The sequence below is a fragment of the Bradyrhizobium sp. dw_78 genome, from assembly GCF_018449525.1.
Classification (GTDB): Bacteria; Pseudomonadota; Alphaproteobacteria; order Rhizobiales; family Xanthobacteraceae; genus Bradyrhizobium.
In genome coordinates this window covers 20,831-47,075 of the sequence record NZ_JAAVUS010000001.1, presented here as the reverse complement: position 1 = coordinate 47,075, position 26,245 = coordinate 20,831, and the positions used below count along the sequence as shown (strand labels likewise).

Genomic DNA, 26,245 nt, shown 5'->3' with positions numbered 1-26,245 from the left:
CTAAGAAATCCTCCTCATAAAAAGACACCCTCCGGGGGATCCGAAGGGTGCCCAAGTTAACGGAACGGGACGAACGCCGAACGCGAAACGGTGTTATTCTGCGGCTTCCGCCAGATCCTCACCCTGCTTGTTGTAATCATAGACCACGCGGCCATAAGGCAGCGTCAGGTCGGCCAGGAAATGGTGCGCGCCGATCATGCGGCGCACCGGGAAATCGGCGACCGGCGCGTTGACATGCGGCACGAGGTGAAGCCGTCCGGGTCCGCTCCAGGATCCCTTCACCACAATGTCAGTGAGATTGATCGCGACGAGCTGACAGACTTCCGCATGCCCATCGACGCCCGGAATCAGTTTCAAGTTGATTTGCGTCTTGGAGAGCGTCGCGCGCGTCAATTCGCCGTCGCCGGACATCGCCTCATGCTTGTAACCCATGGTTCCCATCGCAACGAGCTGGCCGGCATATTCGAGCGTGCCGGTCAGCGTATCCTTTGCCACTTCGAGCTTGGGGTGGGCATACTTCTTGGGGAAGCCCCAGATCTCACGGCCCGCGGCGATCGGCGGATCGTCGTCGAGATACATGTGCGAGACGAAATTGACCTCTTCGCCATTCAACCGCGCCGGGATGACCAGACCGGACTCGGTATAGCTGCCAAAACCCGAACTGTCCGGCATCCTGATCCACTCGTAATGCATCAGCGGCTGTTCGATCGGCTCCAGCGGTTCGGGCAGGCCGGCGCGGATCAGCTCCGGATCGGTCTCATAGGTGATGACCAGGAATTCGCGGTTGATGAAGCGATAAGGTCCCGCCGGATAGCTCGGACCCGCCATCGGCATCGACGGAAGCTTCAGGATATCTGCCTTGCGCATCGAATGACCCTTTGTCCCTGATCAAGGGTGTCCCTGATGAACGGTTACCTGATGAATGTTCGAACGGTACCCAATCGGCGGAGCAAACTACTAAAACAACGCTACCGGCAGTGTTTGACAGGGGTATGAAGCCGTTCGCCCTCGTTACGTGGGCCGCGTAGGGATGACCGCCATGATCTTCTAGCGATGCGTGGCGCGTGCCGAAAAAAGCGCCTTGTCACAACGGCGTCATCGCATTTTTGAATCCTGCAAGGCGTCGATCCACCGGCGAATTCCAATCCACCCGAATTCGAAGAGCACATCATGGATGCGCGAGCGCCCGACACTGAGCCTTCCGCAACATCAGACTGGCGGCCCGACCGATGCGACCGGATCGCATTGGTGCTGCAAGGCGGCGGCGCATTGGGCGCCTATCAGGCCGGCGTCTATCAGGCGCTGCATGAAGAAGGCATGGAGCCGGACTGGGTGTGCGGCGTCTCGATCGGCGCCATCAATTCGGCCATCATCGCCGGCAATCCGCCGGAGCGGCGGCTTGAAAGGCTGCAAGCCTTCTGGGATCGCATCACGGCCCGGAAGGTGTGGCATTACACGCCGGACGGCGATGTCTATCGCAAGGCCCGTAACCTCACCAGCACATGGCTGACGACGACGCTGGGCCAGCCCGGCTTCTTCAAGCCGCACGAGCTCAACCCGTGGCTCAGCCCCGCCGGCGCGAAAACGGCGACCAGCTATTACGACACCATGCCGCTGCGCGACACCCTGCTGGAGCTGGTGGATTTCGACCTGATCAATTCGCGCAAGCTGCATTTTGCGGTCGGCGCCGTCAACGTGCTGACCGGCAACTTCCTGTATTTCGACAACAAGAAGGAAGTGATCGGTCCGGAGCACATCATGGCCAGCGGCGCATTGCCGCCGGCGTTGCCGATGGTGAAGATCGGCACCGACCATTTCTGGGACGGCGGCATCGTTTCCAACACGCCGTTACAGCACCTCTTGGAGCAGGACGACGGCAAGAATTCGCTGGTGTTCCAGGTCGACCTGTTCAGCGCCCGCGGCCTGCTGCCCCGCGACATTCAGGAGGTCATGGCGCGGCACAAGGACATCGTCTATTCCTCGCGCACCCGCTACAACACCGATGTCTACAAGCGCATGAACAATCTGAAAGCGGATTACTACCAGGCGCTGCTGAAAATCCCGGAAGACAAATTAAGCAACCAGGAGCGCGCGGCGCGCGATCGGCTGGCGCATCTGGCGGGGATCACCATCCTGCAGCTGATCTATCAGCAGAGAATCTACGAGGGCGATTCCAAGGACCATGAATTCTCGGCGACCTCGATGCGCGAGCACTGGCAAAGCGGCCTGGAAGACACCAGGCGAACCCTGCTTCGCCGCGACTGGCTGTCGATGCCGGAAGACGGCACCAGCATCGTCGTGCATGACGTGCATCGCGAGCGGGATTACTAGAGCGTCTTCGAACGAAGTGGGTATCGGTTCGCGTGAAGAAAACGCGTCAAAACAGGAATCCGGAGCTTCGGTTCTGATCCAATCAGAACCGATCGTGCTCTAATCGTCCCAGCGTTCGGCCTTGATGATCCGGACGAGCTGGCGCGCGTGATAATCGGCGATGCCGACATTCAGAATCGTGAAATCGGGCACGGCCGCGGCGCCATCGACGGCGCGGCCAAGCCGCTGCTCGATTTTTCCGTCGCTGCCGCGCGCCCGCATCGCCAGCCGCTCGGCAAGAACCTGCGGCGGCGCCGTGATCGAAACCACTACGACATGTTGATAAGCCTCGCGCATCGCGCCTACCACCGTGCGCGAGACGTTGGCGATCACGGTGCGGCCGGCGCGGATCTCGTCATCGATCACGCGCGGCAGGCCGTAGCAATGGCCATGCGCCTCCCAATGCATCGCATAGGCGTCGCTCGCGAGCGCCTGCTGGAAGGCATCATGGCTGACTTGTTCGTTGTCCTCGAAACTGGAGGCTTCGCGCGTCACCACGCGGCGCGCAAACACGATGCCGGCATTGTCCGCACAGGCCGCTCGCGCCAGGCCCAGCAGCGTATCCTTGCCGGCGCCGCTCGGTCCGACCACCAAGATCAGCCGGCCCGGCCCAATCGCCTGCGATCGTTGACCGGATATCGCCAATGTGTCCGTCATGCCACCCGTTGCCCCTCCCGCCATACCGAACGCACCACCGGAATATCGCGCGCCACATGCACCCGAATGAGATCGGCGCGCTTGCCGATGGCGATCTCGCCGCGGTCGGAAAGACCGACAGCTTCCGCGGGTGTCTTGGTGACGGTGCGGACCGCGGACGCTAGATCGATCGCGGGCACGCGCTGCGGCAATTGCAGCGCGCCCATCAACAGGCTCGACGGGACATAGTCGGACGACAGGATGTCCAGCAGCCCTTCGACGGCGAGATCGACAGCGGCGATGTTGCCGGAATGCGAACCGCCGCGCACCACGTTCGGCGCCCCCATCAGGATGCCGATGCCGGCCTGGTGCAGGCCGCGCGCGGCTTCCATCGTGGTCGGAAATTCCGCCACCGAAACCCGGTCATGGATCGCATCCGTGACGTTCTCTTCCGTGGTGTCGTCGTGGCTTGCGAGCGGAATGCCGTGCTGCTGCGCCAGCGCCACGATCGCGCGCATATTGGTTGCCGCGTAGGCCTTCTGATAGGCAAAGCGCTTCTCGAACAGTACGTCGAGCTGGGCATCGGTCATGCCGGCGCCCTTGCCGCGATAATAGTCGCGCAGCTTGGCTTCGTCGCGGAACTGGCGCTGGCCCGGCGTGTGATCCATCAGCGACATCAACCGCACATCCGGTCGCCCGACCAGTTCCTTGGCTTCCTCGACCACGTCGGGCATCGGGATTTCACAGCGCAGATGCAGGAAATGATCCGCCCGCAGCAGATTTTCGGCGCGCGCGACCGCGATCGCCTCGGCCAGCACCCCGGCCCGCCCGTCCACGTCCTCGGCGCCGTCCTCGCGCCAGACCCGCAAGGAATCCAGCACCGTGGTGATGCCGGAGGTCGCGAGCTGCCCGTCATAGGAGACGACCGCGGCAATCGGATCCCAAAACACTTTCGGACGCGGCACGTAATGCGCTTCCAGATGATCGGTGTGCAGTTCGATCAGGCCGGGCATGACCAGATCGCCGCTCGCGTCCTCGCTGCCCGCAGGCGCGTTGCCCTCACCAAAACCGGCGATGCGGCCATCGACGACCGCGATCCAGCCGCGATCGATCACGCGATCCGCCAGCACGATCCTGGCATTGCCGATGACGGTTTCGGGCGTCGGCTTCATCTTGAAATATCTTCCTTCATGCGGCGGCTGCGAACGATGTCACGTCGACGGTACGGTCGGCGATCAGATGGCGGATCTCGTCGTCATGCACGATCGCGACCATGGCGACGCCCTGACGTTTCTTTTGATCGATCAAATCGACCACGACCGCGCGATTGGCGGCATCGAGCGAGGCGGTCGGCTCATCCAGCAGCAGGATCGGCAGATCGGAAATGAATCCGCGCGCGATGTTGACGCGCTGCTGCTCCCCACCTGAGAAGGTCGAGGGCGGCAGCATCCACAGCCGTTCGGGAATGTTGAGACGGCGCAACAACTGCCCCGCTCGTTCGCGCGCCTCGGCGCGCGCGGTCCCGTTTGCGATCAACGGCTCGGCCACCACGTCGACGGTAGCGACGCGCGGCACCGCGCGCAGGAACTGGCTGACATAGCCGATGGTAGAGCGGCGCACGCTGAGCACCTGCCGCGGCTCGGCCCTGGCCAGATCGATCACCTTGCCCTGATGGTGGATGCCGATCCGTCCGCCATCGCAGCGGTAATTGCCGAAGATCATCTTCAGGATCGAGGATTTTCCGGCGCCTGACGGCCCCGACAGCACCACGCATTCGCCAGGATTGACCTGGAACGAGACGCCGCGCACCACCGGCAATTCGATCCCGCCCTGCAAATGCATCACAAAGCTTTTTTGGGCGTTGCTGATATCGATCATCGCGGTCATCATTTCAGCCCTGGGTGCGCTCATGCCGGCAGAATCGAGGAAACGAGAAGTTGGGTGTAGGGCTCGCGGGGATCGTCGAGCACCTGATCGGTCAGCCCGGTCTCGATCACGCGACCGCCTTTCATCACCATTACGCGGTGCGACAATAATCGCGCCACCGCGAGATCATGGGTGACCACGATCGCCGCCAGGCCGAGCTCGCTGACCAGATTGCGCATCAGGTCGAGCAGGCGCGCCTGCACCGACACGTCGAGCCCGCCGGTCGGCTCGTCCATGAAGACCAGGCGCGGCTCGGTGACGAGGTTGCGCGCGATCTGCAACCGCTGCCGCATGCCGCCCGAATAGGTCCGCGGCTCATCGTCGATACGGTCGATGCCGATCTCGACCCGCTCCAGCCAGGACGACGCGGCATCCCTGATCCGTCCATAGTGATTCCAGCCCACCGCCATCAGCCGCTCGCCGACATTGGCGCCGGCCGACACCGCCATGCGCAGGCCCTGCGCCGGATCCTGATGCACATAGCCCCAATCGGTGCGGAACAGAAACCGCCGCTCGGCCTCGCCGAGACTGGCGAGATCACGCATCACGCCGTCGCGCATCCGGTACGATACACCGCCCGCGCTCGGCGCCAGCTGCGCCGACAGCAATTGCAGCAGCGTCGACTTGCCCGAACCGGACTCGCCGACGATCGCCAGCACCTCGCCGGGATAGAGCGCGAACGACACGTCGCGGCAGGCCGTCAGCCGGCCATAGGATTTGCTCAAGTCATCCGCGACCAGCAGCGGCGCGTCATTGTCCTGCACGGCGTTGCCTGTCTCAGCCATGCGCGCGTTCCTTGTGCGGCGCCGCGCTCTCGCTGCCGCGATGACCCTGCGCTTGCCTGGTCTCGCAGTAATCGGTGTCGGAACAGACGAACATCCGGCTGCCCTTGTCGTCGGTGACGATCTCATCGAGGTAGGAATCATCGGCGCCGCACAGCGCGCAGGGCGCGTCGAAGCGGTAGCGCGTGAACGGATGATCCTCGAAGTCGAGCGACACCACCGGGGTGTGCGGCGGGATCGCATAGATCCGCTTCTCGCGCCCGGCGCCGAACAATTGCAGCGCCGCGCAATGGTCCATCTTCGGATTGTCGAATTTCGGCGTCGGCGACGGGTCCATCACATAGCGCGCGTTGACCTTGACCGGATAGGCATAGGAGGTCGCGATATGGCCGAAGCGGGCGATGTCCTCATAGAGCTTGACATGCATCAGGCCGTATTCGCCGAGCGCGTGCATGCGCCGCGTTTCGGTCTCGCGCGGTTCGAGGTAGCGCAGCGGTTCCGGAATCGGCACCTGATAGACCAGCACCTGCCCCGCATGCAGCGGCGCTTCGGGAACGCGATGGCGGGTCTGGATCACGGTGGCATCCGCCGTGCTGGTGGTGGTCGCGACGCCGGCGGTCTTGGCGAAGAATTTGCGGATCGAGATCGCGTTGGTGGTGTCGTCGGAGCCCTGGTCGATCACCTTGAGCACATCGTCGGGCCCGAGGATCGCCGCCGTCACCTGTACTCCGCCGGTACCCCAGCCATAGGGCATCGGCATCTCGCGGCTGGCGAACGGCACCTGATAGCCGGGGATCGCGATCGCCTTGAGGATCGCGCGGCGGATCATCCGCTTGGTCTGCTCGTCGAGATAGGCGAAATTATAGGTCGGCGCGCTCATTCCGCAGCTTCCTTGATCTGCGACGGCTCGACGGCCTCGCTGAATTCCTGGCGCAGCTTGCGCAACAGCCCGAGCTCGGACTGGAAGTCGACATAATGCGGCAGCTTGAGATGCTCGACGAATCCGGTCGCCTGCACATTGTCGGAATGCGACATCACGAACTCTTCATCCTGCGCCGGCGCCAGAACTTCCTCGCCAAGCTCACGCGCGCGCAAGCTGCGGTCGACCAGCGCCATCGACATGGTCTTGCGCTCGCTGTGTCCGAACGCCAGCCCGTAGCCGCGGGTAAAGCACGGCGCTTCGGTCGCCGAGCCCTTGAACTGGTTGACCATCTGGCATTCGGTCAGCGTGATCGGGCCGAGCGGCACCGTGAAGCCGGCATCTTCGGCCATGAACTCGACCTCGACCTCTCCAAGCCGGATTTCGCCAGCAAAGGGATGGTTGCGGCCGTAACCGCGCTGCGAGGAATAGCCGAGCGCGAGCAGAAAGCCCTCATCGGCGCGCGCCAGATTCTGCAAGCGCAGATCGCGGTCGGCGGGAAAATTCAGGGGCTCGCGGGTCAGATCGCCGACGGGCGCGCCGGTATCCGCAGGCGGAGACGGCTCGATCAGGCCGTCGCGGCCGAGGATGTCGGTGACACGCGGCATCGCCGCGTCCGAGGCGTCCGAGGTCGCAGGCTGTTCGGGGACGAATCCCCCGGCAAGCTGCGGATCGAGCAGCCGATGGGTGTAATCGAACGTCGGCCCGAGAATCTGACCGCCGGGGATGTCCTTGAAGGTCGCCGAGATCCGGCGCCGTACCTGCATCGCGCCGGTATCGACCGGCTCGGTGGCGCCGAAGCGCGGCAAGGTGGCACGGAAGGCGCGGGCCAGGAAGATCGCCTCGATCAGGTCGCCACGCGCCTGCTTGATCGCCAGCGCCGCGAGTTCGCGATCATAGAGCGAGCCTTCGGTCATCACGCGGTCGACGCCAAGGCTGAGCTGGCCGGAGATCTGCGCCAGCGAAATCTCCGGCACCTCACGGTCGCCGCGGCGCTCATGCGCCAGCAGACGGTGGGCGTTGTCGATGGCGCGCTCGCCACCCTTGACCGCGACATACATGCGTCAGTCTCCCTTGGCTGCCAGCCGCGTGGTGCGCGGGATCGCGACCATGCAATCGTCATGAACCAGCACGACATCGATGCCGCGCGGAAACAGCGCGGCGTTGACGGCAAGCCGTTCGAACAAATCCGAAGGCTGGATCGTGGCCCGCAACACCGCAACGCCGTCGATGCCGGGGCCTTGCAGTTCGACCGCCGGCCCTTCGCTCAGGCTTTCGACCTGGAGGATCAGCGTGGTGGAGCGGTCAGGATATTCGTTGCTGCCGAAAGCGAAGCGGTCGAGCGCGGGAAGCGCTTTCGCATCGCCGATCAGTGCAAAATTGCAGACCGAGGAGTCGGTGACGACAGGCGCGCTGGTATGGAATTTCAGCCATTTCGACACATCCGAGGCCGCGGACATCGACGGGTCGAGCCAAAGCGGCGTGTCGTGGTCGAACAACGTCAGCGCGATCGCGGCGGTGCCGCGCATCATGCCGGGAGGCGTCCCGCTTGCCGCCGAAATACGCTGCACGCTGCCGGGCCGCGCCATCGCATCCATCACCGACCGAAAGGTCTTTTGCGCGGACACCACCTTGTCCGCGAAACCCGCTGGCATTTCGGCAACTGTGGTCATCGTTCAGCCCTCGCCGCGTACCATCGTGTAAAAATCGACTCGCGTCGCCGCCGTCTCCCGCGCCCTGCGATGACGATCGGACGCGACAACCGCGCGCAGCGGCGCGAGCACCTGCGCCTCGACCATATCGGCATGGCCGGCGGTCTGGATCAGGGCATCGCACAACGCGATCAGGCGCGCCTTTTGCCGGTCGCGGCCGAGCGTATAGCCAAAACCCACCTCGCCGGTCACAAGCCGCACCGCCGCACGCGAGACCGTGGCTTCGCCCAGATTGAACGGCGCGCCGTCGCCGCCGACCCGGCCGCGCACCATCACCAGGCCGTTTTCCGGCTCGCGCAGATCTTCGTGGGCCGGCAGGGCCATCATATCGAGCCGCGCGGCGATCTGGGCGGCGTCGGAATACGCCAGCACCGCCATCGCCGCCTTGCGCAGCGCCTGCTTGCCGTTATCGCCGTTACGGACATCAACGTCGATTGCATCGTCGCTTGCGGACATCTCAACCTTGCCTGAATCGAGTTGTCTATGATAATAGACAACTTGCCAAGCGTTGCCAATGAATGTTTCGTGACAAAATGACTTTCTGGATGATTTTTTCCGGCTGGCCCGCGCCATGAATATGCAGGACATCAGTTCCGGCGTGGCCCTGTGGCGGCAGGTCGCCGACGGGATCGAGCGCGGCATCGCCGAAGGCCGCTTCACGGCCGGCGAGAAACTGCCCGGCGAGATGGAGATTGCCGAAACCTATCGGGTCAATCGCCATACCGTGCGCCGGGCGCTGGCGGCGCTGGCCGAACGCGGGCTGGTGCGCGCCGAACGCGGCAGCGGCACCTATGTGGAAACCGCTCGTCTGGCCTATCCGCTGCGCTCGCGAACACGTTTTTCCGAAATCGTCGGCGCCGGCGGGCGCGAGCCGCGCGGCCAGCTGATCGATGCGTCCGAAGAGCCGGCGACGCGCGAACTGGCGCAACTGCTCGGCCTCAAGACCGGCGCGCCGCTGGCCCGGATCGAAGCGCTGCGGCTCGCCGACCGCGCGCCGGTCTGTATCAGCACCACATGGCTCTCCGCCGAACGTTTTCCTGATGCCGGCAATGTCTTCGCCAGCGCGCGCTCGATGACCAAGCTGCTGACGCATTACGGCGTTCGCGACTATCGCCGGGCTTCCACCCGGATCACCGCGGCGATCGTCGACGCCACCGACGCCGCGCGGCTGGACCTCACGCTGGGACGCCCCATTCTGGTGGTCGATTCCACCGACGTCGATAATGATGGCCAGCCGCTCGTCACCAAGCGCTCGCGCTTTGCCGCCGAGCGCGTCGAGTTCCTGGTCGAGAACGTTTAGAGCAGCGGCGTCATTCCATCCAAACGGAATGCGCTACACCACCGCGCGCGGGCCGATGATGGCGAAACGCAGCTTGCTCGAGATCCAGTCGATCACGGCAACGGCGATCAGAACCATCAGAATGAGGAACGACACCTTTTGCCATTCCAGCACGCGGATCTGCTCGGCCAGTTGCAGGCCGATGCCGCCGGCGCCGACGATGCCGATAATGGTCGCCGAACGGGTATTGGACTCGATGAAATAAAGCACCTGGCCGGCGATGACAGGAAACACCTGTGGCATCAGGCCGAAACGGATCTCATGCAGCGCATTGCCGCCGGAAGCGCGGATGCCTTCGACCTGCTTGCGGTCCGCGCCTTCGATCGCCTCGGAAAATAATTTGCCGAGCGCGCCGAAATCCGACACCGCGATGGCGAGCACGCCCGCGAACGGGCCGAGGCCGACGACATTGATCCAGACCAGCGCCCAGATCAGGGTATCGACGCCGCGGATGGTGTCGAGGAAGCGGCGAATCGGAAAACGGAAGATGTTCGAGGGCACGATGTTCTTGGCCGCGAGCAGGCTGACCGGGAGCGCGAACACCGCGGCCAACGTGGTGCCGAGCAGCGCGATCGACAGGGTTTCGCCGAGCGCGTGGAGGTAGGTCGGCAGCGACGAGCCGGGGTTGGGCGGCAACATCATCAGCGTGATCCAGCCGAGCTGGTGCAGGCCGTTGAGCATGCGCCAGGGCGAAAATCCGAGATGGACCAGCCCGAACACGAAAATCGCCAACGCGACGAGCAGCATCAAGGGCCAGGCGAGCCGCGCCGAGGCCGGCCGCTCGAAAACATCCGGATATCGTGCCCGCAGCCCTTCGGGTTCGGGTATCGAGACTTTGGTCATGACCGCCGTTCCCCGCCGAACAGCCGGCCGCGGATCCAGCCGGTGCCGATGTCGATGACAAAGACGGTCAGAATGATCATCAGCAGGATCGCGCTCACATCCGAATAATAGAATTTGCGGATCGCCGTGATCAGTTCCAGCCCGATGCCGCCGGCGCCGACGAAACCCATCACCGAGGCGCTGCGCACATTGATCTCGAAGCGCAGCAGCGTGTAGCTGGCGAAGCCCGCCGCGACCTGCGGCAACACCGCGAACCGCATGCAGGAGATCCAGCCGGCGCCGGTGGAACGCACGCCTTCCACCGGTTTCATGTCGATGTTCTCGACCATCTCGGCATATTGTTTTCCGAGCGCGCCGATCGAATGGATCATGATCGCGAGCACGCCGGCCATCGGGCCGAGACCGAACGCGATGACGAAGATCAGGGCGAAGACGATATCGGGAACCGTGCGGCAGAATTCCATCAGCCGCTTGATGGTGAAGCGCGTCCACGGTCCTGGCGAGGTGTTTTCAGCCGCGAGAAAATTGAGCGCAAAGCCGATCACCGCGCCGGACAAGGTGCCGACATAGCTGATCAGGATGGTTTCGCCCAAGAGCAGCGACCATTTGCGCCAGCCCCACAGCCATTCCGGAATATTGGTCCAGACCCGGTGGCTGTCATCGAGCGTCAGGATGCGATCGAAATAGCTGACGAAATGTCCGAAATAGGTGAACAGCGTCCTCAGGTTCACATCCGCCCCGATCGCGGCGATGATCAGCGCGGTACAGAATACGGCGGTTGCGAGCGTAAAGCGCAGACGCCGCCGCGCCACTGCCTTGCCATAGGCCTCGTTGAGCGCGGCAAGCTGCTGACCGGGAAGAATGGATACGGCTGTTGTTGTCATGGTGCCGATGGCCGCGGGCGCTTCATCTCAAGCAAAAGAGCCGGGTCGCGGCGGACCCGGCTCCTGTGTCGGCATCCTGTGATCAGGACGCCTTCTTGCGCAGATTGTCGACGAACTTAATCAGCTCGATGGTCTTGTCGTAGTCTGCGTTGCCGACCGACTGCCACGGCTGGTTCTTGCCATCCGAGAGCTTCTTGAAGGCTTCGCTGTCCTTTTTCGGCGCATCGAGGAAGGCCTGCTTGATCGCCGCCTTCATGTCATCGGGCAATTCGCTGAGATAGGCGTAGGGCGAGTTGATGATGAGGTCGGACTTCACGATGATCCGGAAGTCTTCCTTCTTCAGCGGCGTGCCGTCGCTCGACTTGACCATGTTCTTGGAGAGCATGCGCGTCAGGTTCGAATCGTCCTCGGCGTTCCACCAATTGGCGCAGACGTCGACGGTGCCCTGTGCCAGCGCCAGCACGGCGTTCTCGTGGCTGCCGGTGAACACCACCTGCGAGAAGAAGGTGTCGGGATCGATGCCCATCTGGTTCATCTTGAAGCGCGGCATGTTGTTGCCGGAGGTCGAGTTGGGATCGACCAGACCGAGGTTCTTGCCCTTCAAATCCTCGAGCTTCTGATAGGGGCTCTTGGCCAGCACATAGAACACCGAATAATAGCCCTTGGAACCGTCGGAATTGACGTCGATCACGAAGGCGTCGGTCTTGACGCCGGTGACGAGGGCACGGGCGAACGATGCCGGTCCGTAATAGCCGATCTGGATATTACCGGCGCGCTGTCCCTCGATGACGGCGGCGTAGTCGTTGGCGACGCGCAGCGTCACCTTGATACCGAGTTCCTTCGACAGATAATTCACGAACGGCGTAAAGCGTTCGGTCACGCCCGAGCCGTTCTCGGCCGGAATCACCGCAAAGGTGATTTCCGGATATTTCGCTTTCCAGTCTTCCGCCGACATGGCGGTACGGACAAAGGCCAGCGACGCGGCGCCGGCAAGAACAATACGACGATTGATCATGGTGATCTCCTTGTTGAGTCCCGTGCGATATTACTGCCGGCCGATTGCAGGCTTGCGACGGCCGCGTCTTCGTAAAATCCAAGGTTCGATCGCGCCTTCAGGCCGCGACGGTACCGAGAGCGGGAACCGTCGCGCCATCGGGCGCAGGCACCGGCGCACCGCCCATGACTTCATGGCCCATCACTTCATTGGCCTCGAGGTCGTAAAGTTCGCGCGCGATGTGGTCGGTCAGCGCGGCCGGCGCGCCATCGAACACCACGCGCCCGGCCGACATGCCGATCAGGCGGTCGCAATAGCCGCGCGCCAGTTCAAGCGAATGAAGATTGCAGAAAACCGTGATCCCGAAATGCTTGTTGATGCGCAACAGCGCATCCATCACGATCTTGGTGTTGCGCGGATCGAGCGAGGCGATCGGCTCGTCGGCGAGGATGATATCCGGCTGCTGCACCAGGGCACGGGCGATAGCCACGCGCTGCTGCTGGCCGCCCGAAAGCTGGTCGGCGCGCTGCGCGGCATATTGGGCGATGTCGAACTGCTCCAGCGCCGACATCGCCAGCGCCCGGTCCGCTTCCGGCCAGAGTTGCGCCAGCGATCGCCATGCCGGAATATCGGCAAGCCGGCCCATCAACACATTGGTGAGGACATCGAGCCGGCCGACCAGATTGAATTGCTGGAAGATCATCGCCGAGCGCGCCCGCCATTTGCGCAGATTTCTGCCACGCAGCGCCGTCACATCGAGATCGTCGAACAGAATCCGTCCCGAGGTCGGCTCGGCGAGACGGTTGATCATCCGCAACAGTGTCGACTTGCCGGCACCCGATCTGCCAATCACACCGACGAATGTGCCCGGTTCAACCGAGAACGACGCATTGTCGACCGCGGCCTTCGCGCCGAAACGGCACGTCAAACCTTCCACCACCAACATGCGATGCTCCACCGTAGCCGCCGATCATCGCTAGCGTCGGGATTTAACAGTTATGTGACAATCGCACTGCGGTGCGGCAACCGTCAACATTGGAGGCTGCCGCGTCATTGAGTTGTCATTATATCGTCATGAAGGCTATCGATGACGTGCAAGCCTTTCGATGAACAAACGGTAGGGAAACTGGTATGGCCGGCAAGCGACTCTCCGTCGAACCCACGATCGATCCGACGGCCAAGGTCCAGGACACCCGGCTTGGCGCCTATTGCGAAGTCGGCGCCCGGACCATGCTGCTCGACGTGACGATGGGCGATTACTCCTACGTCGTGAACGATTCCCAGATCACCTACACGACGATCGGAAAGTTCTGCTCGATCGCGGCGATGACCCGGATCAATCCCGGCAATCACCCGATGCATCGCGCCACGCAAGCGCACTTCACCTATCGCGCCAGCGCCTATTTTGCGGAAGAGAGCGACGATGCCGAATTCTTCGAATGGCGGCGCGCGCATCACGTAGACATTGGCCATGACGTTTGGATCGGCCACGGCGCGATCGTGCTGCCGGGACGCAACGTCGGCACCGGCGCCGTGGTCGCGGCCGGTGCCATCGTGACCAAGGACATTCCAGCCTACACCATCGTCGGCGGCAATCCCGCGCGCGTGATCAAACGACGGTTTCCGGAAACCATCGGCGACCGGTTGGCGGCGCTGGCATGGTGGGAGTGGGACCACGAAACGCTGCGCCTTGCGCTGCCGGACTTCCGCAAGCTTGGCATCGAGGAATTTCTCGAAAAATACGAGACCAAGAACACCGCGCGGGCATCAGCGCCGCGGCAAAGGGCCGCGTCATGAGCGAGGTTCTGATTGAAGGCGGCCGGACACTTCTCGGTGCGGAAATTCGCGAAACCTCGCTCGGGATCGCGGACGGCAAGATCAGCTCCGTCGGCGCCGGACAGCAGCACGGCTCGCTTGCGATCGACGCCGGAGACCTGCTGGTGCTGCCGGGCATTGTCGACCTGCATGGCGATGCGTTCGAACGGCAGATGATGCCCCGCGCCGGCGTCGATTTTCCGATCGACGTCGCGCTGGTCGACAGCGACCGGCAGGCGATCGCCAACGGCATCACCACGGTGTTTCACGCCACCACCTGGTCGTGGGAGCCTGGCCTGCGCAGCGCCGACAACGCGCGGCAATTGCTCGAGGCGATCGAAAGCCTGCGGCCGCAGCTTGCCGCCGACACCCGCTTCCATCTGCGGCACGAGACCTACAATCTCGACGCCGAGGATGACATCTGCCGATGGCTGGCCGAAGGCCGGATCGACCTGCTCGGCTTCAACGACCATATGGATGGAACGGTCGCGGACCTTGCCAAGCCGCAGAAGCGCAACCGCATGGTCGAACGCACCGGCCTCTCCAGCGAGGCGTTCGATGCGCTGGTGAAGCGCGTCGTTGGCCGCGCACATGACGTGCCCGCCTCGGTCGCGCGTCTGGCCAAGGCCGCGAACGACGCCGGCGTCCGCACGCTGTCGCATGACGACAACAGCCCCGCGATGCGCCAGGCCTTCCGCAGCCAGGGCATCGCCATCGCCGAATTCCCGGTGAATGAAGAGACCGCGCGCGAAGCCGCCGATGGCGGCGACTTCATCGTGTTCGGCGCGCCGAATGTGGTGCGCGGTGGCAGCCACACCGGCTGGACCCGGGCCAGCGACATGATCGCCAAGGGCCTGTGTTCGGTGCTGGCTTCGGATTATTATTATCCGGCGCCATTGCTCGCCGCCTTCCGGCTGGTCCATGACGGCGTGCTGACTTTGCCGAAAGCCTGGGATCTGATTTCATCCGCGCCGGCCCGCGCCGCGGGACTTGCCGATCGCGGCGTTCTCGCCCCCGGTGGTCGCGCCGATGTCCTCCTCGTCGACGATCAACCGAAGCTGAGGCCGCGCCTCGTTGCCGTGATCTCCGCCGGCCGTCTGGTTCACATCGCCGATGCGGACCGGCTGAGCCGAAGGCCCGCGGTGTCACGCAAGACGGTTGCAGCCGTCTGAGCCGGCTCTATGCTTCACCCATGACCGATGCTCCGCGCTATGCGATCTATTATGCCCCGCCGCCCGGCAGCGATCTCGACCGCTTCGGTGCGCATTTGCTCGGCTACGACACCTTCAGCGGCAAGGATCTCCCGTTTGCCGACGGCATCGAGCAGATGGTGCCGGACTGGCGGGAGCTGACGCAGGATCCGCGCAAATACGGCCTCCACGCCACGCTGAAAGCGCCGCTGACGTTGGCGGCCGGCAAGACCGAGGCCGAATTGCTCGCGGCCTGCGAAGCGTTTGCCCAAACGCCACGGGCCGTTCCGGTCATCCAACCCGTCGTCAACACGATTAGCGACTTCATCGCCATCGTGCCGGCGGCACATTCGGCCGAGCTTGCGCAGTTAGCCGCCGACGCTATCCGCGCCTTCGATTCGTTCCGCGCGCCGCTCATGGCGGAAGACCGCGCGCGGCGAAATCCGTCGAAGCTGACGCCGAGGCAATGCGACTATCTCGACCGCTGGGGCTATCCCTACGTGATGGACGAATTCCGCTTCCACATGACGCTGACCGGTAGGCTGCCAGCCGAACGACGCGAGACGATCGTCGCGTTGCTGCGGCAGCGGTTTGCCGCGCTTCAAATGACGTCGCTGGCGATCGACCAGATCGCCCTGTTTCGACAGGACCATCCTTTGGCGCGTTTCCAAATCACCGGCCAATGGCCGTTGCGCGCATCCTGATCCGGCGCGCGTGGGTCGCTATTTGCCTTATTGCTTGCCTTGCGCCTTGCCAGGGTCAGCCGCCTGACCGGCCGGCGGCTGGCCCGCCGAAGCCACCTTCTGGCCGTCGCCTTCCGAAGGCGGAGCGACCTTGATTTTCTGCCCCTCGTGGATCGTGGTCGGCGGGTTCAGCACGACCTGGTCCTGACCGCTGAGGCCGCTTTCCAATTCAACGACGTCGCCGAGATCGCGATAGATCTTCACGTCCTTGAAATGGATCTGGTTGTCCTTGGCGACCGCGACATGCAATCCCTGCTGGTTGAAGATCAACGCTTCGGCCGGAATCTGAATATTGGGATGCGCGCGCGGCACCTCGATCTCGATATTGACGAATATGCCGGCTTTCAGCGCGTGATCCGGATTCGGCACGTCCACCTGGACCGGCAAGGTGCGGCTGGCGGATTGCAGTGCGCCGGCGTTGCGGGCCACGGTGCCCGAGAACGTGCGGTCGGGCAGTTCGAACACCGTGACCTTTGCCGACAGACCGTCGCGAATGCCGACCGCCTGGGTCTGCGGTATATTGACGGCGACGCGCAACACATCGTCCTGGACCAGGCTGAACATCGGCGTCCCGCCGCCATTATCGGCGTTGACGAGATCGCCGATATCGACGTTGCGGGCGCTGACCACGCCGTCGAAGGGAGCACACACTTCCTCGAAACTCGCCAGCGTCTTCAGCCGGTTCACGGTCGCCTGCTGCGCCTGCACGTTGGCCTCGGCCACCTTGACCCCGGCATTGGCCGCCTCGACGTTGGCCTGCTGCGACGACATGTTGGCCTGCTGATTGTCCCGGTTCTGGATCGTCTCAAATCCCTTCTGGGCAAGCGAGTCGATGCGGGCAAAGGTTACATTGCCGAGCTTGAGATTGGCCTCGGCGAGGCTCACCTGGGCCTTCGCCTGCGCCACCGCGGCGGTGACCTGCAACAGCTGCGCTTCCGCCTGATCGAGCTGCCGGTCCAGATCGGGCGAGGCGATCCTTGCCAACAGATCGCCCCGCTTGACGTGGCTGCCGATATCGACCCTGCGCTCGGCGATGTAGCCGGTCGCGCGCGCAAAGATGCTGGCGCGGTCAAACCCCTCGGTCTGCCCGGGCAGGGTAACCTTGATCGGATCGGCAAGGACTTTCGCCGCGGCCGTCCGCACCATCGGCTCGTCGCTGTTGATTGCCTCTTGCGTCTGCTCCGCAGCGGCATGGGTCCGCCAGTGACCAACCGCCCCAAATCCGAGCACGACCGCAACAATCGCCAAAACCAGCCACAACAGCCGCAGCGAAGGCGGCTGGGGCTTTCGCGCTTGCCCGTGGGCGTCGTTCGCCGGCGGCTGCGGTTCTACCTTGGCCATTACGTTCATATGTAGTCTTCCAGCGGTTTGACGTCGCCCTTGCGAAGCACGGAATAAAGCAGCGGCACGAACAACAGCGTCGAGCAGGTCCCGACCAGCACGCCGCCGAGCACCGCCCGCGCCAGCGCGGCATTCTGCTCGCTGCCCTCGCCAAGGCCGAGCGCCATCGGGATCAGGCCGACAAACATCGCGGCCGCGGTCATCAGCACCGGCCGCAGCCGGGTCTCGCCGGCCTTGATGGCGGCTTCGACGGCGCTGCAGCCGGTCTTTTCACGATGCTCGCGCGCGAAGGTCACGAGCAGGATCGAATTGGCGCTGGCCACGCCGACGCTCATGATGGCGCCGAACAGCGAGGGAATCGAAAAGGATGTCTGCGTGACAAACAGGCTCATGACGATGCCGCAGAAGGCCAGCGGCAGCGCGGCGATGATCACGAACGGATCGCCCCAGCTCTGGAAGTTGATCGCCATCAGCAGATAGACCGCCACCATCGCGATCGCGAGGCCCAATCCAAGGTTCTGGAATGCGCTGTGCATGTCGGCGATCTGGCCGAGCACCGAGATCCGGTCCGGTACCGGCAGGTTCTTCTGCTCGTCCTGCATGATCTGCGAAATCTCGCTGCTGACCGAGCCGAGATCGCGATTTTGCACGCTTGCGAAAATGTCGAACTTGGGTTGGGTGTTGACGTGATTGACGACCGTCTGCTCGGACTGGCGGCGCAGCCTGGCGACATTGTTGAACAGCGTAACCACGCCGCCGCCCTGCCCGGTGGTGCTCGAAACGTATAGCGGCGTGTTGCCGACATCGGTCAGCGAATTGTTCCGGTATTCCGGGGTCTGGACCCAGAGCTGGTAGGGAATTCCGCTTTTCGGGTCGGACCAGAAATTCGGCGTGACCTGGAAGCTGCCGGCCAGCGAGATGTTCAGGCTGTCGGCCACCTGCTGCTCGTTCAGCCCGATCTCCTGCGCCATCTGCCGGTCGACATCGGCAAAGAACTCGGGCGCGTCGGTGATCTGCTGGATATGCACATCGACGGCCCCGCGCACCGCGCGAAGCCGGGTCTCGATATGCTTGGCAACCTCGAGATCCTTGGCGGCGTTGCGCCCGGTGACCTGAACGTCGATCGGCGTGATGGTTCCGAAGTCGAGAATTTGCGTGATGATGTCCGACGGCTGGAAATAGAAGATCACGTCCGGAAACGACTGTCGAAGAACGTCCCGCAGGGTCTTGCGGTAAGAGTCGGTCGAGGCATGGCCTTCCTTCAGCGAGATCAGGATCTGGCCGTCATTGTTGGCGACGAAGGAACCATCGCCAAAGGCGAAATTATAGTTGCTGGCGGGAAGCCCGATATTGTCGAGGACAAGTTCGAGATCCTTTGCCGGTATGACCTGACGGATCTTGTCCTCGATCGCGGAGAACGTCTGTTCGGCGGTCTCGATCCGCTGTCCGGACCTGGTGCGAACATGCAATGTCAATTCGCCAGCGTCGATCTGGGGAAAATAGTCCTCGCCGACGAACATGAACAGCACGCCCGCGATCGCAACCACACAGCCGGCGACGGCGAAGGCCGCGATGCGCCGCTCCAGCACGACATGCAACAGGCCGATATATCCATCGTGGAAACGGGCAAACCTGCGCTCGAAGCCGGCATGGAAGCGGGCGAAGAAGCCGGGCTTTGCGGCCGGCTTTTCATCATACCGTTCAGTTCCGTCCTGATGTTGTCCGGATTCCGCAGCCTGTTGATGGCCGCCGCCATGCCCGTGGGATCCAAAACGCTGCTCATGCTCGCGCCGCACCAGGACGTCGATGAAGATCGGAACCACCGTTCGCGACAGCAAGTAGGACGCCAGCATCGCGAACACGACCGCCAGCGCCTGCGGCGTGAACAGGAATTTCGGGGTGTCGGTCAGGAACAGCACCGACACGAAGGCGGCGCAGATCGCGAGCGTCGAGATCAGCGCCGGCTTGGCGATGCCGGCGGCGCCCTCGGCGACGGATTCTCGGAACGGATGCCCCTCCTCCATCAGCCGGTAGGTATTCTCGATCGCGACCGTCGCGTCGTCGACCAGGATGCCGACGGCGAGCGCCAGGCCGCCGAGCGTCATGATGTTGATGGTGTGACCGAGCAGCGCGAGCGCGGAGAGCGATGTCAGGATCGACAACGGGATCGAGATCAGCACCACGAGGGTCGAGCGCCAGGAGCCAAGAAACAGCAGGATCATCAGCCCGGTCAAACCCGCGGCGATCACGGCCTCTCGCAGCACATCCATGATCGCGCCGGAGACGAAAACGGATTGGTCGAACAGGAGGTCGATCTTGGCGCCCTGTGGCGCGGCCGCGCGGATCTGGGGCAGGAAGCGCTTCACATTATTGACCACCGACAGGGTCGAGGCTTCGCCGTTCTTGAGGATGGTCAGCAGGATCGAATGACCGCCATTGGCGCGGACGATGTTCTGCTGCGGCGGCGCGCCGTCGCGAACATAGGCGACGTCGCGGACCAGCACCGGCGTCCCGCCGACCACCTTGACCGGGATGGCGTTCAGAGCGGCGATCGCTTCCGGCGCCGAATTGAGCCGGATCGGGTATTGCCAATTGCCGATCTTCGACTGGCCCGAAGGCACGGTCAGGTTTTGGGCCGAAAGCGCGTTGGTCACGTCGAGCGGCGTCAACCCGTAACCTTGCAGGGCGTGCATATCCAGATCGACCATGACCTGCCGCGGCGCTCCGCCATAGGGCGAAGGCAGCGTGCTGCCGGGCACGGCGGTGAGGGTCTGGCGGATCCGGTATTGCGCGTAATCGTAGAGCTGGGACTGGCTTTGCTGGTTGGACGACAGCGCCAATTGGACCACCGGCACCGACGAGGCGGAAAACCGCATCACCACCGGCGGCTGAATGCCGGGCGGCATCACCGCTCGGATCGAATTCATCGCCGAAACGACCTGCGTGATCGCGAGGTCGATGGAAACGCTCTGCTCGAAATAGACTTTCTCGATCGTGACGCCCTGAAGCGTCGTGCTCTCCATTCGCCTGATATTGTTGACGTTGTTGGAGAGCGAGAATTCGCTGTAGGTGGTAATTCGCTGCGCCATGTCGGTGGTGTCGAGACCGGTATAGGTCCACACCACGACCACGACGGGGATGTCGACGTTAGGCAGCACGTCCTTCGGCATCACGATTGCCGCGCCGATGCCGCCCAGCATCATCAGTATCGACAGCACGAAAAAGGATACGCGGAACTTCAGTGCGTATTTGACAAGACCCATGCCGATCCCTTCAATTCCCCCACTAGAATTCGCAACTGCGAGATAAAGTTCAAGCTCGCCCACACCACGCCCGGTCGATTCGGGCGCAACTCTTTGTGACTACGAGGCGATCTGCCGTTCCGGACGGCACGACGCGAGCTTGTTGTGCGGCTTCATGTCCGTTATTTGGGCACCCTCGTCCTCCATCATCCGCCTTGCCGCGCATGCGTTACCTAGAGACGATCTCCAAGGACGATCTCATTGCGATTCCGGCCGAAATCGCCGAGCGTGGCGCATGCGAGGGGAATGATTCGTGCCGGCGTCCACTGCCGCTCCATACCTGGACACACTCAATCCGGAACAGCGGCGCGCGGTCGAACATGGCGTGACGGCCGCTGGCCATATTGGCGCGCCCCTGCTGGTGATCGCCGGCGCGGGATCCGGCAAGACCAACACGCTCGCCCATCGGGTCGCGCACCTGATCGTCAACAAGGCCGATCCGCGCCGGATCCTGTTGATGACGTTTTCGCGACGCGCCGCCACGGAGATGGCGCACCGGGTCGAACGCATCGCGCGCAAGGTGCTGGGCGACAACGCCTCGATCATGACGGATGCGCTCAGTTGGGCCGGAACCTTCCACGGCATCGGCGCGCGGCTGTTGCGCGAGCACGCCGAGCAGATCGGGATCGATCCGGCGTTCACGATCCATGACCGCGAGGACTCGGCCGACCTGATGAACCTGGTGCGGCATGAACTCGGCCTGTCCAGGACCGAAAGCCGTTTTCCGGCCAAGGGTACCTGTCTTGCGATCTATTCGCGCTGCGTGAACGCCGAATTGCCGGTCGAGCAGGTGCTCGGACAATTCTTCCCGTGGTGCTCGGGCTGGAGCAACGAGCTCAAGCAATTATTCGCCGCCTATGTCGAAGCCAAGCAGAAGCAGAACGTGCTCGATTACGACGACCTGCTGCTGTACTGGGCGCAGATGATGTCGGATGTCGCGATCGCGGCTGACGTGGGCGGCCGTTTCGATCATATTCTGGTCGACGAATATCAGGACACCAACCGCTTGCAGTCCTCGATCCTGCGGACATTGAGGCCGGGCGGCCACGGGCTGACGGTGGTCGGCGACGATGCCCAGTCGATCTATTCGTTCCGGGCCGCGACCGTGCGCAATATCCTGGAATTTCCCGATCAATTCGCGCCGCGCGCCGAGATCGTGACGCTCAATCGCAACTACCGTTCGACACAACCAATCCTGGCGGCGGCAAATGGCGTGATCGATCTCGCCAAAGAGCGTTTCACCAAAAACCTCTGGAGCGAACGGGCGTCGTCGGCGAGGCCCCGGCTCGTCACGGTCCGCGACGAGGCCGACCAGGCCCGCTATATCGTCGAGCAGGTGCTTGAGAACCGGGAAAGCGGAACCCTTCTCAAGCAGCAGGCGGTGTTGTTTCGCACCTCATCGCATAGCGGTCCGCTGGAAGTCGAACTGACCCGCCGCAACATTCCTTTCGTGAAATTCGGCGGCCTGAAATTCCTCGACGCGGCCCATGTCAAGGACGTGCTGGCGCTGCTGCGTTTTATCGAAAACCCACGCGACCGCGTCGCGGGCTTCCGGGTTCTGCATTTGCTGCCCGGCGTCGGGCCCGCTTCGGCGCAGCGCGTGCTCGATCAGGTGGCGGAAGCGGCCGATCCCGCAGACGCGCTGTGCCATTTGCGCGCGCCGCCCCGCGCCGGCGCCGACTGGAGCGCTTTTGTCGAGACCGTGGCCAATTTGCGCTATTCGGAATGGCCTGCCGATATCGAGCGCGCGCGCCTGTGGTACGAGCCGCATCTCGACCGTATCCACGAGGACGCCGAAACGCGGCGGGCCGACCTGATCCAGCTCGAGCAGATCGCAACCGGCTATCCGTCGCGGCAGCGTTTTCTCACCGAGCTCACGCTCGATCCGCCGGACGCGACCAGCGGCCAGGCCGGAATTGCCCTGCGCGACGAGGATTATTTGATCCTGTCCACGATCCACTCCGCCAAGGGACAGGAGTGGAAATCGGTCTATATGTTGAACGTCGTCGATGGCTGCATGCCGTCCGATCTCGGCGCCGGAACGTCGGCCGAACTCGAGGAGGAACGCCGCCTGCTTTATGTCGGCATGACGCGCGCCAAAGATGATCTGCACCTCATGGTGCCGCAGCGTTTTTTCACCTACGGCCAGCACGCCAAAGGCGACCGCCATGTCTATGCGGCGCGGACGCGCTTCATTCCCGACCGGCTGCTCGGGCTGTTCGAGCGTACCGGCTGGCCGGCCTTTGCCGCGAGCGACAGCGTGCGCAGCATGGGGCCAAGGATCGACATCGGCGCGCGGATGCGCGGCATGTGGCGATGAGGTCGGTGCGGCGCCACCCGGAGTGAGATGAATCGCCGTCGTCCACGCTGTCTCTTTACCTCTCCCGTTGAGACTCCCGTTGAGAGAGGTCGGCGCACAGCGCCGGATGAGGTGTTATGCTCCATCGATAGACCGTACCCCCCTCACCCCAACCCTCTCCCAAGAGGGAGGGGGCAGACTGCCGCTGACGCTCGATCTCGACCTGATCTCATCATGCTCTAACCGCGCGGCGGGCCCGATATTTCGATAAAATCGACAGGCCCGCCGGGCCTGTCGTCCTCGAACACGCCGATCACCAGTCGTCCGGTCCGCCATGCGCGCGTATCGAGGTTGGCCCGCCCCTGATAGAGCTTCGGGCCGCCGGGAAAGGAATCGTGGCCGTGGACGACATAGCGCCCATCAAGACCGGAGCCTGATCCTTCCGGATAGCGCTTCCACAGCAGCGTCTTTTCGGTTTGCTGATCGAGCGGCAGTTCCGGATCGACGCCGGCATGCACGTAAATGCGATGACGGTCGGTGTGCAGCAACGGCAGCCCATCCAGCCATTCAATATCGGCCGCCGGCACCTGCAAGGGATCGCCGCCATAGGACCTGATCACGGCATCGCCGCCCCGCTCCAGCCACGGCGCCATTCTGGATGGAACGCGCAAGGCTTCGACCATCATGGCGTCGTGATTGCCCTTGAGCGCGACGAAGGTCCATCCCGGCGCGGGATCGTTGCGCAGGAGATCGATGACGGCCTTGGCGTCGGGTCCCTTATCGACGTAATCGCCGAGCGCGATGATCGTCCCGGCCCCGCCGCGCGCATGCGCGACGATCGCGGCAAGACCGTCGCTGAGCAGGTCCGCCCTGCCGTGAAGATCCGGAATGACGCAGGTGATAGCCATCCGTGAGCTGTATCAGGTTTCAGGCATGGCGGCACATATTCTCGGCCATAAACGCTCGAACTTACCGCGCCTCGACCTGCACGACGTCCCCCGGTTTTCCGCCGCCGCCTTCCGCGATGACGAGATAGCGTTTCTGCGCGAGAGCCGCGTCGTCCACCAGCTGCCGGATCGGGCCGGCCGCATTGACGATCGCCGAGCCCGCCGGATTGGTCATGAAATTCGCGAGCGGCTGCAACGGCCCGCTGCCGTCACGGTTGGACGAGAAAGCGAGCACATACGGCTTCTTCGGCTCAAGCCTGGTCACCGAGGCCTGCAAGATCTGGACAAGGCCCTGGTCGAACAGCGAAACGCTGGTCGGCGTTCTCGACGCATCGGCCGACGAGCCGGTGGTCGATCGCGGCATCAGCACCAGATGAGCGGCCTGTCCCGCCAGGCCCAGCGGCTGCAAATCCTGCTTGCCGTCGCCTTCGGGTACGGCGTTCGGCACATAATTGACCGCCTGCGGCGCCTGTCCGATCGGGATCGTCGCGATCACCTTGTTGGTCAGCGTATCGATCGCGGCCAGCGCGTCGTCGTTTTCCAGACCGACATAGACCCGGCTGCCGTCACCCGACGGCCAGACGCCATGCGGCAGCTTGCCGACCGGAATCGTCGCGACCTGCTCGAAATTATCGGTGCGGAACACCTTCACCTGATTCAGGCCGCCGACCGTCACATAGGCGAAGTCGCCATTGGCATTGCGCGCGATATTGACATGGTTGGTGATCGGCCCGGTATCGAGCGTCTTGATGACCTCGAACGGCGGCTGGGCGTTGAACACCTGGGTCTTGCCGGTGTCCTTCAGTGTGAACCACACCTGCTTGCCATCGGGCGTCGCCGCGATGTTGGGACAGAACGGGCTCGCCTGCGTGACGCGGCCGACGATCTGATGATCGGCGACGCTGACCACATCGGTCTCCGGATTGAAGGACGAGCAGACATAGCCATACTTGCCGTCGGGCGAGAAGATCTGCATGCCCGGGCCGCTCGGCGTCTTGATGCGGGCCTTTTCCTCAAAGGTCTTGCCGTCCAGCACCGAGACGTAGTCCTCGCCCCGCACCGTCACCCATACCTCGCTGCCATCCGGCGTGAAGAAGGCTTCGTGCGGCGAGCGTCCGACATAAGTCGTGTGCTTCACCGCGTTGGTCGCGGTATCGATGAAGGTAACCGAGTTCGAGCCGATCGACACCACCGCGATCGTCTTGTGGTCGGGCGAAAAGCCCATGCCGTGAACAAGAACCTGTCCCTTATATAGCGGGCTGAAATTGCCCGGCTGCGGATCGCCGAGACGAATGACGCCGAGCAGCCTGTTGTCGGCGGGATCGGTGACCGACACCGTGTTGGAGAATTGCTCGGCCGCATAGACGCGGTCGCGATGGCTGAGCGGAATATCCGGCGCTGACGCCGCGGCCGGCGCCTGACCGGCCCATGCCGGCGAGCAAATCGCAAGCGTCACAGAAAAACACGCGGAGACAAGATAACGGTTCACGGCAATCATATTCATTTCATCAATCCTCATTTCATCGGCATCATCGACATGCCATCATGCGGCATCGCGGCGTGACCCGACATGGCGTGATCCGGCATGGTGGTTGGCGACTGGCTGGAAGTGACCTGACCGGAAGTGACTTGGTTGGAAAAGACTTGCGTCGGCGCCGGCGCATCGGGCGGCAACGGCTGGCCGAGCGCCAGATGCATGGCGTTGATCTCCTGCTGCTGCTCGACGATGATCTCCTGCGCGATCCGGCGCAGCTGTTCGTTCTTGCCATAGCGCAACTCCGACAACGCCATGTCGATGGCGCCCTGATGGTGCGGGATCATCATGGCGGCGAAATCGGCATCGATGTCGCCGGTCGGCTTCACATCCATGCCTTTCATCATTTTGTTCATCGCCGCATCGTTCTCGGCGATGAAAGGAGCCTCGGCGGGATGTTGAGTGGCTGCCGAAACTACCGCTGTCGCGTCTTGAGCACGCGTGGCGGCTTGTTCGAATACCGATAAAATCGCAAAGCCCGCGACCAACAATGTCAATGCGCGGATCCAAATTGAGTTGGACAACTCATTCTCCGGTTGCTGAGGCCCCAAACTGGTAAACGCAGGCGGGTCCCCGATATTTCTCCAACCGGCGATGAAGTTTGCGTGAATGCAGGGGCAAGCACCCGGTCCGACGCTCGCGGTGGCCACGTCAACCGGCTTGCGGTTC

At 63.3% G+C, this 26,245-nt stretch carries 24 protein-coding genes; 6 read left to right on the top strand and 18 right to left on the bottom strand.

Annotated features, from left to right (window positions below; translation table 11 throughout):
• Nucleotides 1–93: 93 nt before the first annotated feature.
• Nucleotides 94–867, bottom strand: coding sequence for an acetoacetate decarboxylase (locus tag HB630_RS00195; protein WP_213769357.1), 774 nt, complete (start codon nucleotides 865–867; stop codon nucleotides 94–96).
• 303 nt (nucleotides 868–1,170) lie between these two features.
• Between HB630_RS00195 and HB630_RS00190 the strand changes: the two genes are divergently transcribed.
• Complete coding sequence (locus HB630_RS00190) at nucleotides 1,171–2,331, top strand: patatin-like phospholipase family protein (protein WP_213769356.1); 1,161 nt, start codon at nucleotides 1,171–1,173, stop codon at nucleotides 2,329–2,331.
• A 99-nt stretch (nucleotides 2,332–2,430) separates the two neighbouring features.
• On the opposite strand, the gene phnN is transcribed toward HB630_RS00190, so the two are convergent.
• From phnN to phnG, 8 genes are read right to left on the bottom strand one after another with little or no spacing between them, the layout of a single operon-like run.
• A complete protein-coding gene (gene phnN, locus HB630_RS00185) occupies nucleotides 2,431–3,027 on the bottom strand; it encodes a phosphonate metabolism protein/1,5-bisphosphokinase (PRPP-forming) PhnN (protein ID WP_213769355.1) in 597 nt (198 codons plus the stop codon).
• On the bottom strand, nucleotides 3,024–4,178 hold the full coding sequence (locus tag HB630_RS00180) for an alpha-D-ribose 1-methylphosphonate 5-triphosphate diphosphatase (protein ID WP_213769354.1): 1,155 nt from the start codon (nucleotides 4,176–4,178) through the stop codon (nucleotides 3,024–3,026). The genes phnN and HB630_RS00180 overlap by 4 nt, the downstream gene beginning before the upstream one ends.
• 16 nt (nucleotides 4,179–4,194) lie before the next feature.
• Nucleotides 4,195–4,893 (bottom strand): phosphonate C-P lyase system protein PhnL, encoded by a 699-nt coding sequence (gene phnL, locus HB630_RS00175; protein ID WP_213770649.1) that lies wholly within the window; start codon nucleotides 4,891–4,893, stop codon nucleotides 4,195–4,197.
• Between the two features lie 20 nt (nucleotides 4,894–4,913).
• Complete coding sequence (phnK, locus tag HB630_RS00170; protein ID WP_213769353.1) at nucleotides 4,914–5,717, bottom strand: phosphonate C-P lyase system protein PhnK; 804 nt, start codon at nucleotides 5,715–5,717, stop codon at nucleotides 4,914–4,916.
• Nucleotides 5,710–6,594 carry an alpha-D-ribose 1-methylphosphonate 5-phosphate C-P-lyase PhnJ gene (locus tag HB630_RS00165; protein ID WP_213769352.1) on the bottom strand — a complete coding sequence of 295 codons (885 nt, stop codon included), beginning with the start codon at nucleotides 6,592–6,594 and terminating at the stop codon, nucleotides 5,710–5,712. Before HB630_RS00165 ends, phnK begins: the two co-directional genes overlap by 8 nt.
• On the bottom strand, nucleotides 6,591–7,694 hold the full coding sequence (locus HB630_RS00160; protein ID WP_213769351.1) for a carbon-phosphorus lyase complex subunit PhnI: 1,104 nt from the start codon (nucleotides 7,692–7,694) through the stop codon (nucleotides 6,591–6,593). The genes HB630_RS00165 and HB630_RS00160 overlap by 4 nt, the downstream gene beginning before the upstream one ends.
• A 3-nt stretch (nucleotides 7,695–7,697) precedes the next feature.
• Complete coding sequence (phnH, locus tag HB630_RS00155; RefSeq protein ID WP_213769350.1) at nucleotides 7,698–8,306, bottom strand: phosphonate C-P lyase system protein PhnH; 609 nt, start codon at nucleotides 8,304–8,306, stop codon at nucleotides 7,698–7,700.
• 3 nt (nucleotides 8,307–8,309) lie between these two features.
• On the bottom strand, nucleotides 8,310–8,801 hold the full coding sequence (gene phnG, locus HB630_RS00150) for a phosphonate C-P lyase system protein PhnG (RefSeq protein ID WP_276571574.1): 492 nt from the start codon (nucleotides 8,799–8,801) through the stop codon (nucleotides 8,310–8,312).
• A gap of 115 nt (nucleotides 8,802–8,916) precedes the next feature.
• Between phnG and phnF the strand changes: the two genes are divergently transcribed.
• Nucleotides 8,917–9,645, top strand: a complete 729-nt coding sequence (phnF, locus tag HB630_RS00145; RefSeq protein ID WP_213769349.1) for a phosphonate metabolism transcriptional regulator PhnF — start codon at nucleotides 8,917–8,919, stop codon at nucleotides 9,643–9,645.
• A 33-nt stretch (nucleotides 9,646–9,678) separates the two neighbouring features.
• On the opposite strand, the gene phnE (HB630_RS00140) is transcribed toward phnF, so the two are convergent.
• The 4 genes from phnE (HB630_RS00140) to phnC form a co-directional block, all read right to left on the bottom strand.
• Nucleotides 9,679–10,527: a phosphonate ABC transporter, permease protein PhnE gene (gene phnE, locus HB630_RS00140; protein WP_213769348.1), complete on the bottom strand. Its 849-nt coding sequence runs from the start codon at nucleotides 10,525–10,527 to the stop codon at nucleotides 9,679–9,681.
• Nucleotides 10,524–11,411 (bottom strand): phosphonate ABC transporter, permease protein PhnE, encoded by an 888-nt coding sequence (phnE, locus tag HB630_RS00135; RefSeq protein WP_213769347.1) that lies wholly within the window; start codon nucleotides 11,409–11,411, stop codon nucleotides 10,524–10,526. Before phnE (HB630_RS00135) ends, phnE (HB630_RS00140) begins: the two co-directional genes overlap by 4 nt.
• 82 nt (nucleotides 11,412–11,493) lie before the next feature.
• Nucleotides 11,494–12,426, bottom strand: coding sequence for a phosphonate ABC transporter substrate-binding protein (phnD, locus tag HB630_RS00130; RefSeq protein ID WP_213769346.1), 933 nt, complete (start codon nucleotides 12,424–12,426; stop codon nucleotides 11,494–11,496).
• Nucleotides 12,427–12,523: 97 nt separating this feature from the next.
• The gene (gene phnC, locus HB630_RS00125) at nucleotides 12,524–13,351 is read right to left on the bottom strand and encodes a phosphonate ABC transporter ATP-binding protein (RefSeq protein WP_213769345.1); all 828 of its coding nucleotides are present in this window, start codon (nucleotides 13,349–13,351) and stop codon (nucleotides 12,524–12,526) included.
• 185 nt (nucleotides 13,352–13,536) lie between these two features.
• On the opposite strand from phnC, the gene HB630_RS00120 reads away from it, so the two are divergent.
• Genes HB630_RS00120 through HB630_RS00110 form a run of 3 tightly spaced genes read left to right on the top strand, consistent with a single transcriptional unit; the run spans nucleotide 13,537 to nucleotide 16,114 of the window.
• On the top strand, nucleotides 13,537–14,202 hold the full coding sequence (locus HB630_RS00120; protein ID WP_213769344.1) for a chloramphenicol acetyltransferase: 666 nt from the start codon (nucleotides 13,537–13,539) through the stop codon (nucleotides 14,200–14,202).
• The gene (locus HB630_RS00115) at nucleotides 14,199–15,392 is read left to right on the top strand and encodes an alpha-D-ribose 1-methylphosphonate 5-triphosphate diphosphatase (RefSeq protein ID WP_213769343.1); all 1,194 of its coding nucleotides are present in this window, start codon (nucleotides 14,199–14,201) and stop codon (nucleotides 15,390–15,392) included. The genes HB630_RS00120 and HB630_RS00115 overlap by 4 nt, the downstream gene beginning before the upstream one ends.
• Nucleotides 15,393–15,412: 20 nt before the next feature.
• Nucleotides 15,413–16,114, top strand: coding sequence for a DUF1045 domain-containing protein (locus HB630_RS00110; RefSeq protein WP_213769342.1), 702 nt, complete (start codon nucleotides 15,413–15,415; stop codon nucleotides 16,112–16,114).
• A gap of 27 nt (nucleotides 16,115–16,141) precedes the next feature.
• Here the strand turns inward: HB630_RS00110 and HB630_RS00105 are convergent, their stop codons facing one another.
• Together HB630_RS00105 and HB630_RS00100 are read right to left on the bottom strand one after the other, a co-directional pair.
• A complete protein-coding gene (locus tag HB630_RS00105; protein ID WP_213769341.1) occupies nucleotides 16,142–17,494 on the bottom strand; it encodes an efflux RND transporter periplasmic adaptor subunit in 1,353 nt (450 codons plus the stop codon).
• Between the two features lie 5 nt (nucleotides 17,495–17,499).
• Nucleotides 17,500–20,757, bottom strand: a complete 3,258-nt coding sequence (locus HB630_RS00100; RefSeq protein ID WP_213769340.1) for an efflux RND transporter permease subunit — start codon at nucleotides 20,755–20,757, stop codon at nucleotides 17,500–17,502.
• 292 nt (nucleotides 20,758–21,049) lie between these two features.
• Here HB630_RS00100 and HB630_RS00095 point away from each other — a divergent pair, with 292 nt between their 5' ends.
• Nucleotides 21,050–23,116 (top strand): UvrD-helicase domain-containing protein, encoded by a 2,067-nt coding sequence (locus HB630_RS00095; protein WP_213769339.1) that lies wholly within the window; start codon nucleotides 21,050–21,052, stop codon nucleotides 23,114–23,116.
• A 218-nt stretch (nucleotides 23,117–23,334) separates the two neighbouring features.
• On the opposite strand, the gene HB630_RS00090 is transcribed toward HB630_RS00095, so the two are convergent.
• The 3 genes from HB630_RS00090 to HB630_RS00080 form a co-directional block, all read right to left on the bottom strand.
• Nucleotides 23,335–24,003, bottom strand: coding sequence for a metallophosphoesterase (locus HB630_RS00090; protein ID WP_213769338.1), 669 nt, complete (start codon nucleotides 24,001–24,003; stop codon nucleotides 23,335–23,337).
• A gap of 61 nt (nucleotides 24,004–24,064) precedes the next feature.
• Entirely contained in the window at nucleotides 24,065–25,540 is a 1,476-nt protein-coding gene (locus tag HB630_RS00085; protein WP_213770647.1) for a YncE family protein, read from the bottom strand.
• Between the two features lie 17 nt (nucleotides 25,541–25,557).
• Nucleotides 25,558–26,127 (bottom strand): DUF305 domain-containing protein, encoded by a 570-nt coding sequence (locus tag HB630_RS00080; protein ID WP_213770646.1) that lies wholly within the window; start codon nucleotides 26,125–26,127, stop codon nucleotides 25,558–25,560.
• Nucleotides 26,128–26,245: the final 118 nt, after the last annotated feature.

What these genes read in the sequence shown, in the direction of transcription:
- HB630_RS00195 (WP_213769357.1), bottom strand. Translation starts at nt 867, where the DNA reads ATGCGCAAGGCAGATATCCTGAAGCTTCCGTCGATGCCGATGGCGGGT.
- HB630_RS00190 (WP_213769356.1), top strand. Translation starts at nt 1,171, where the DNA reads ATGGATGCGCGAGCGCCCGACACTGAGCCTTCCGCAACATCAGACTGG.
- phnN (WP_213769355.1), bottom strand. Translation starts at nt 3,027, where the DNA reads ATGACGGACACATTGGCGATATCCGGTCAACGATCGCAGGCGATTGGG.
- HB630_RS00180 (WP_213769354.1), bottom strand. Translation starts at nt 4,178, where the DNA reads ATGAAGCCGACGCCCGAAACCGTCATCGGCAATGCCAGGATCGTGCTG.
- phnL (WP_213770649.1), bottom strand. Translation starts at nt 4,893, where the DNA reads ATGACCGCGATGATCGATATCAGCAACGCCCAAAAAAGCTTTGTGATG.
- phnK (WP_213769353.1), bottom strand. Translation starts at nt 5,717, where the DNA reads ATGGCTGAGACAGGCAACGCCGTGCAGGACAATGACGCGCCGCTGCTG.
- HB630_RS00165 (WP_213769352.1), bottom strand. Translation starts at nt 6,594, where the DNA reads ATGAGCGCGCCGACCTATAATTTCGCCTATCTCGACGAGCAGACCAAG.
- HB630_RS00160 (WP_213769351.1), bottom strand. Translation starts at nt 7,694, where the DNA reads ATGTATGTCGCGGTCAAGGGTGGCGAGCGCGCCATCGACAACGCCCAC.
- phnH (WP_213769350.1), bottom strand. Translation starts at nt 8,306, where the DNA reads ATGACCACAGTTGCCGAAATGCCAGCGGGTTTCGCGGACAAGGTGGTG.
- phnG (WP_276571574.1), bottom strand. Translation starts at nt 8,801, where the DNA reads ATGTCCGCAAGCGACGATGCAATCGACGTTGATGTCCGTAACGGCGAT.
- phnF (WP_213769349.1), top strand. Translation starts at nt 8,917, where the DNA reads ATGAATATGCAGGACATCAGTTCCGGCGTGGCCCTGTGGCGGCAGGTC.
- phnE (WP_213769348.1), bottom strand. Translation starts at nt 10,527, where the DNA reads ATGACCAAAGTCTCGATACCCGAACCCGAAGGGCTGCGGGCACGATAT.
- phnE (WP_213769347.1), bottom strand. Translation starts at nt 11,411, where the DNA reads ATGACAACAACAGCCGTATCCATTCTTCCCGGTCAGCAGCTTGCCGCG.
- phnD (WP_213769346.1), bottom strand. Translation starts at nt 12,426, where the DNA reads ATGATCAATCGTCGTATTGTTCTTGCCGGCGCCGCGTCGCTGGCCTTT.
- phnC (WP_213769345.1), bottom strand. Translation starts at nt 13,351, where the DNA reads ATGTTGGTGGTGGAAGGTTTGACGTGCCGTTTCGGCGCGAAGGCCGCG.
- HB630_RS00120 (WP_213769344.1), top strand. Translation starts at nt 13,537, where the DNA reads ATGGCCGGCAAGCGACTCTCCGTCGAACCCACGATCGATCCGACGGCC.
- HB630_RS00115 (WP_213769343.1), top strand. Translation starts at nt 14,199, where the DNA reads ATGAGCGAGGTTCTGATTGAAGGCGGCCGGACACTTCTCGGTGCGGAA.
- HB630_RS00110 (WP_213769342.1), top strand. Translation starts at nt 15,413, where the DNA reads ATGACCGATGCTCCGCGCTATGCGATCTATTATGCCCCGCCGCCCGGC.
- HB630_RS00105 (WP_213769341.1), bottom strand. Translation starts at nt 17,494, where the DNA reads ATGGCCAAGGTAGAACCGCAGCCGCCGGCGAACGACGCCCACGGGCAA.
- HB630_RS00100 (WP_213769340.1), bottom strand. Translation starts at nt 20,757, where the DNA reads ATGGGTCTTGTCAAATACGCACTGAAGTTCCGCGTATCCTTTTTCGTG.
- HB630_RS00090 (WP_213769338.1), bottom strand. Translation starts at nt 24,003, where the DNA reads ATGGCTATCACCTGCGTCATTCCGGATCTTCACGGCAGGGCGGACCTG.
- HB630_RS00085 (WP_213770647.1), bottom strand. Translation starts at nt 25,540, where the DNA reads ATGATTGCCGTGAACCGTTATCTTGTCTCCGCGTGTTTTTCTGTGACG.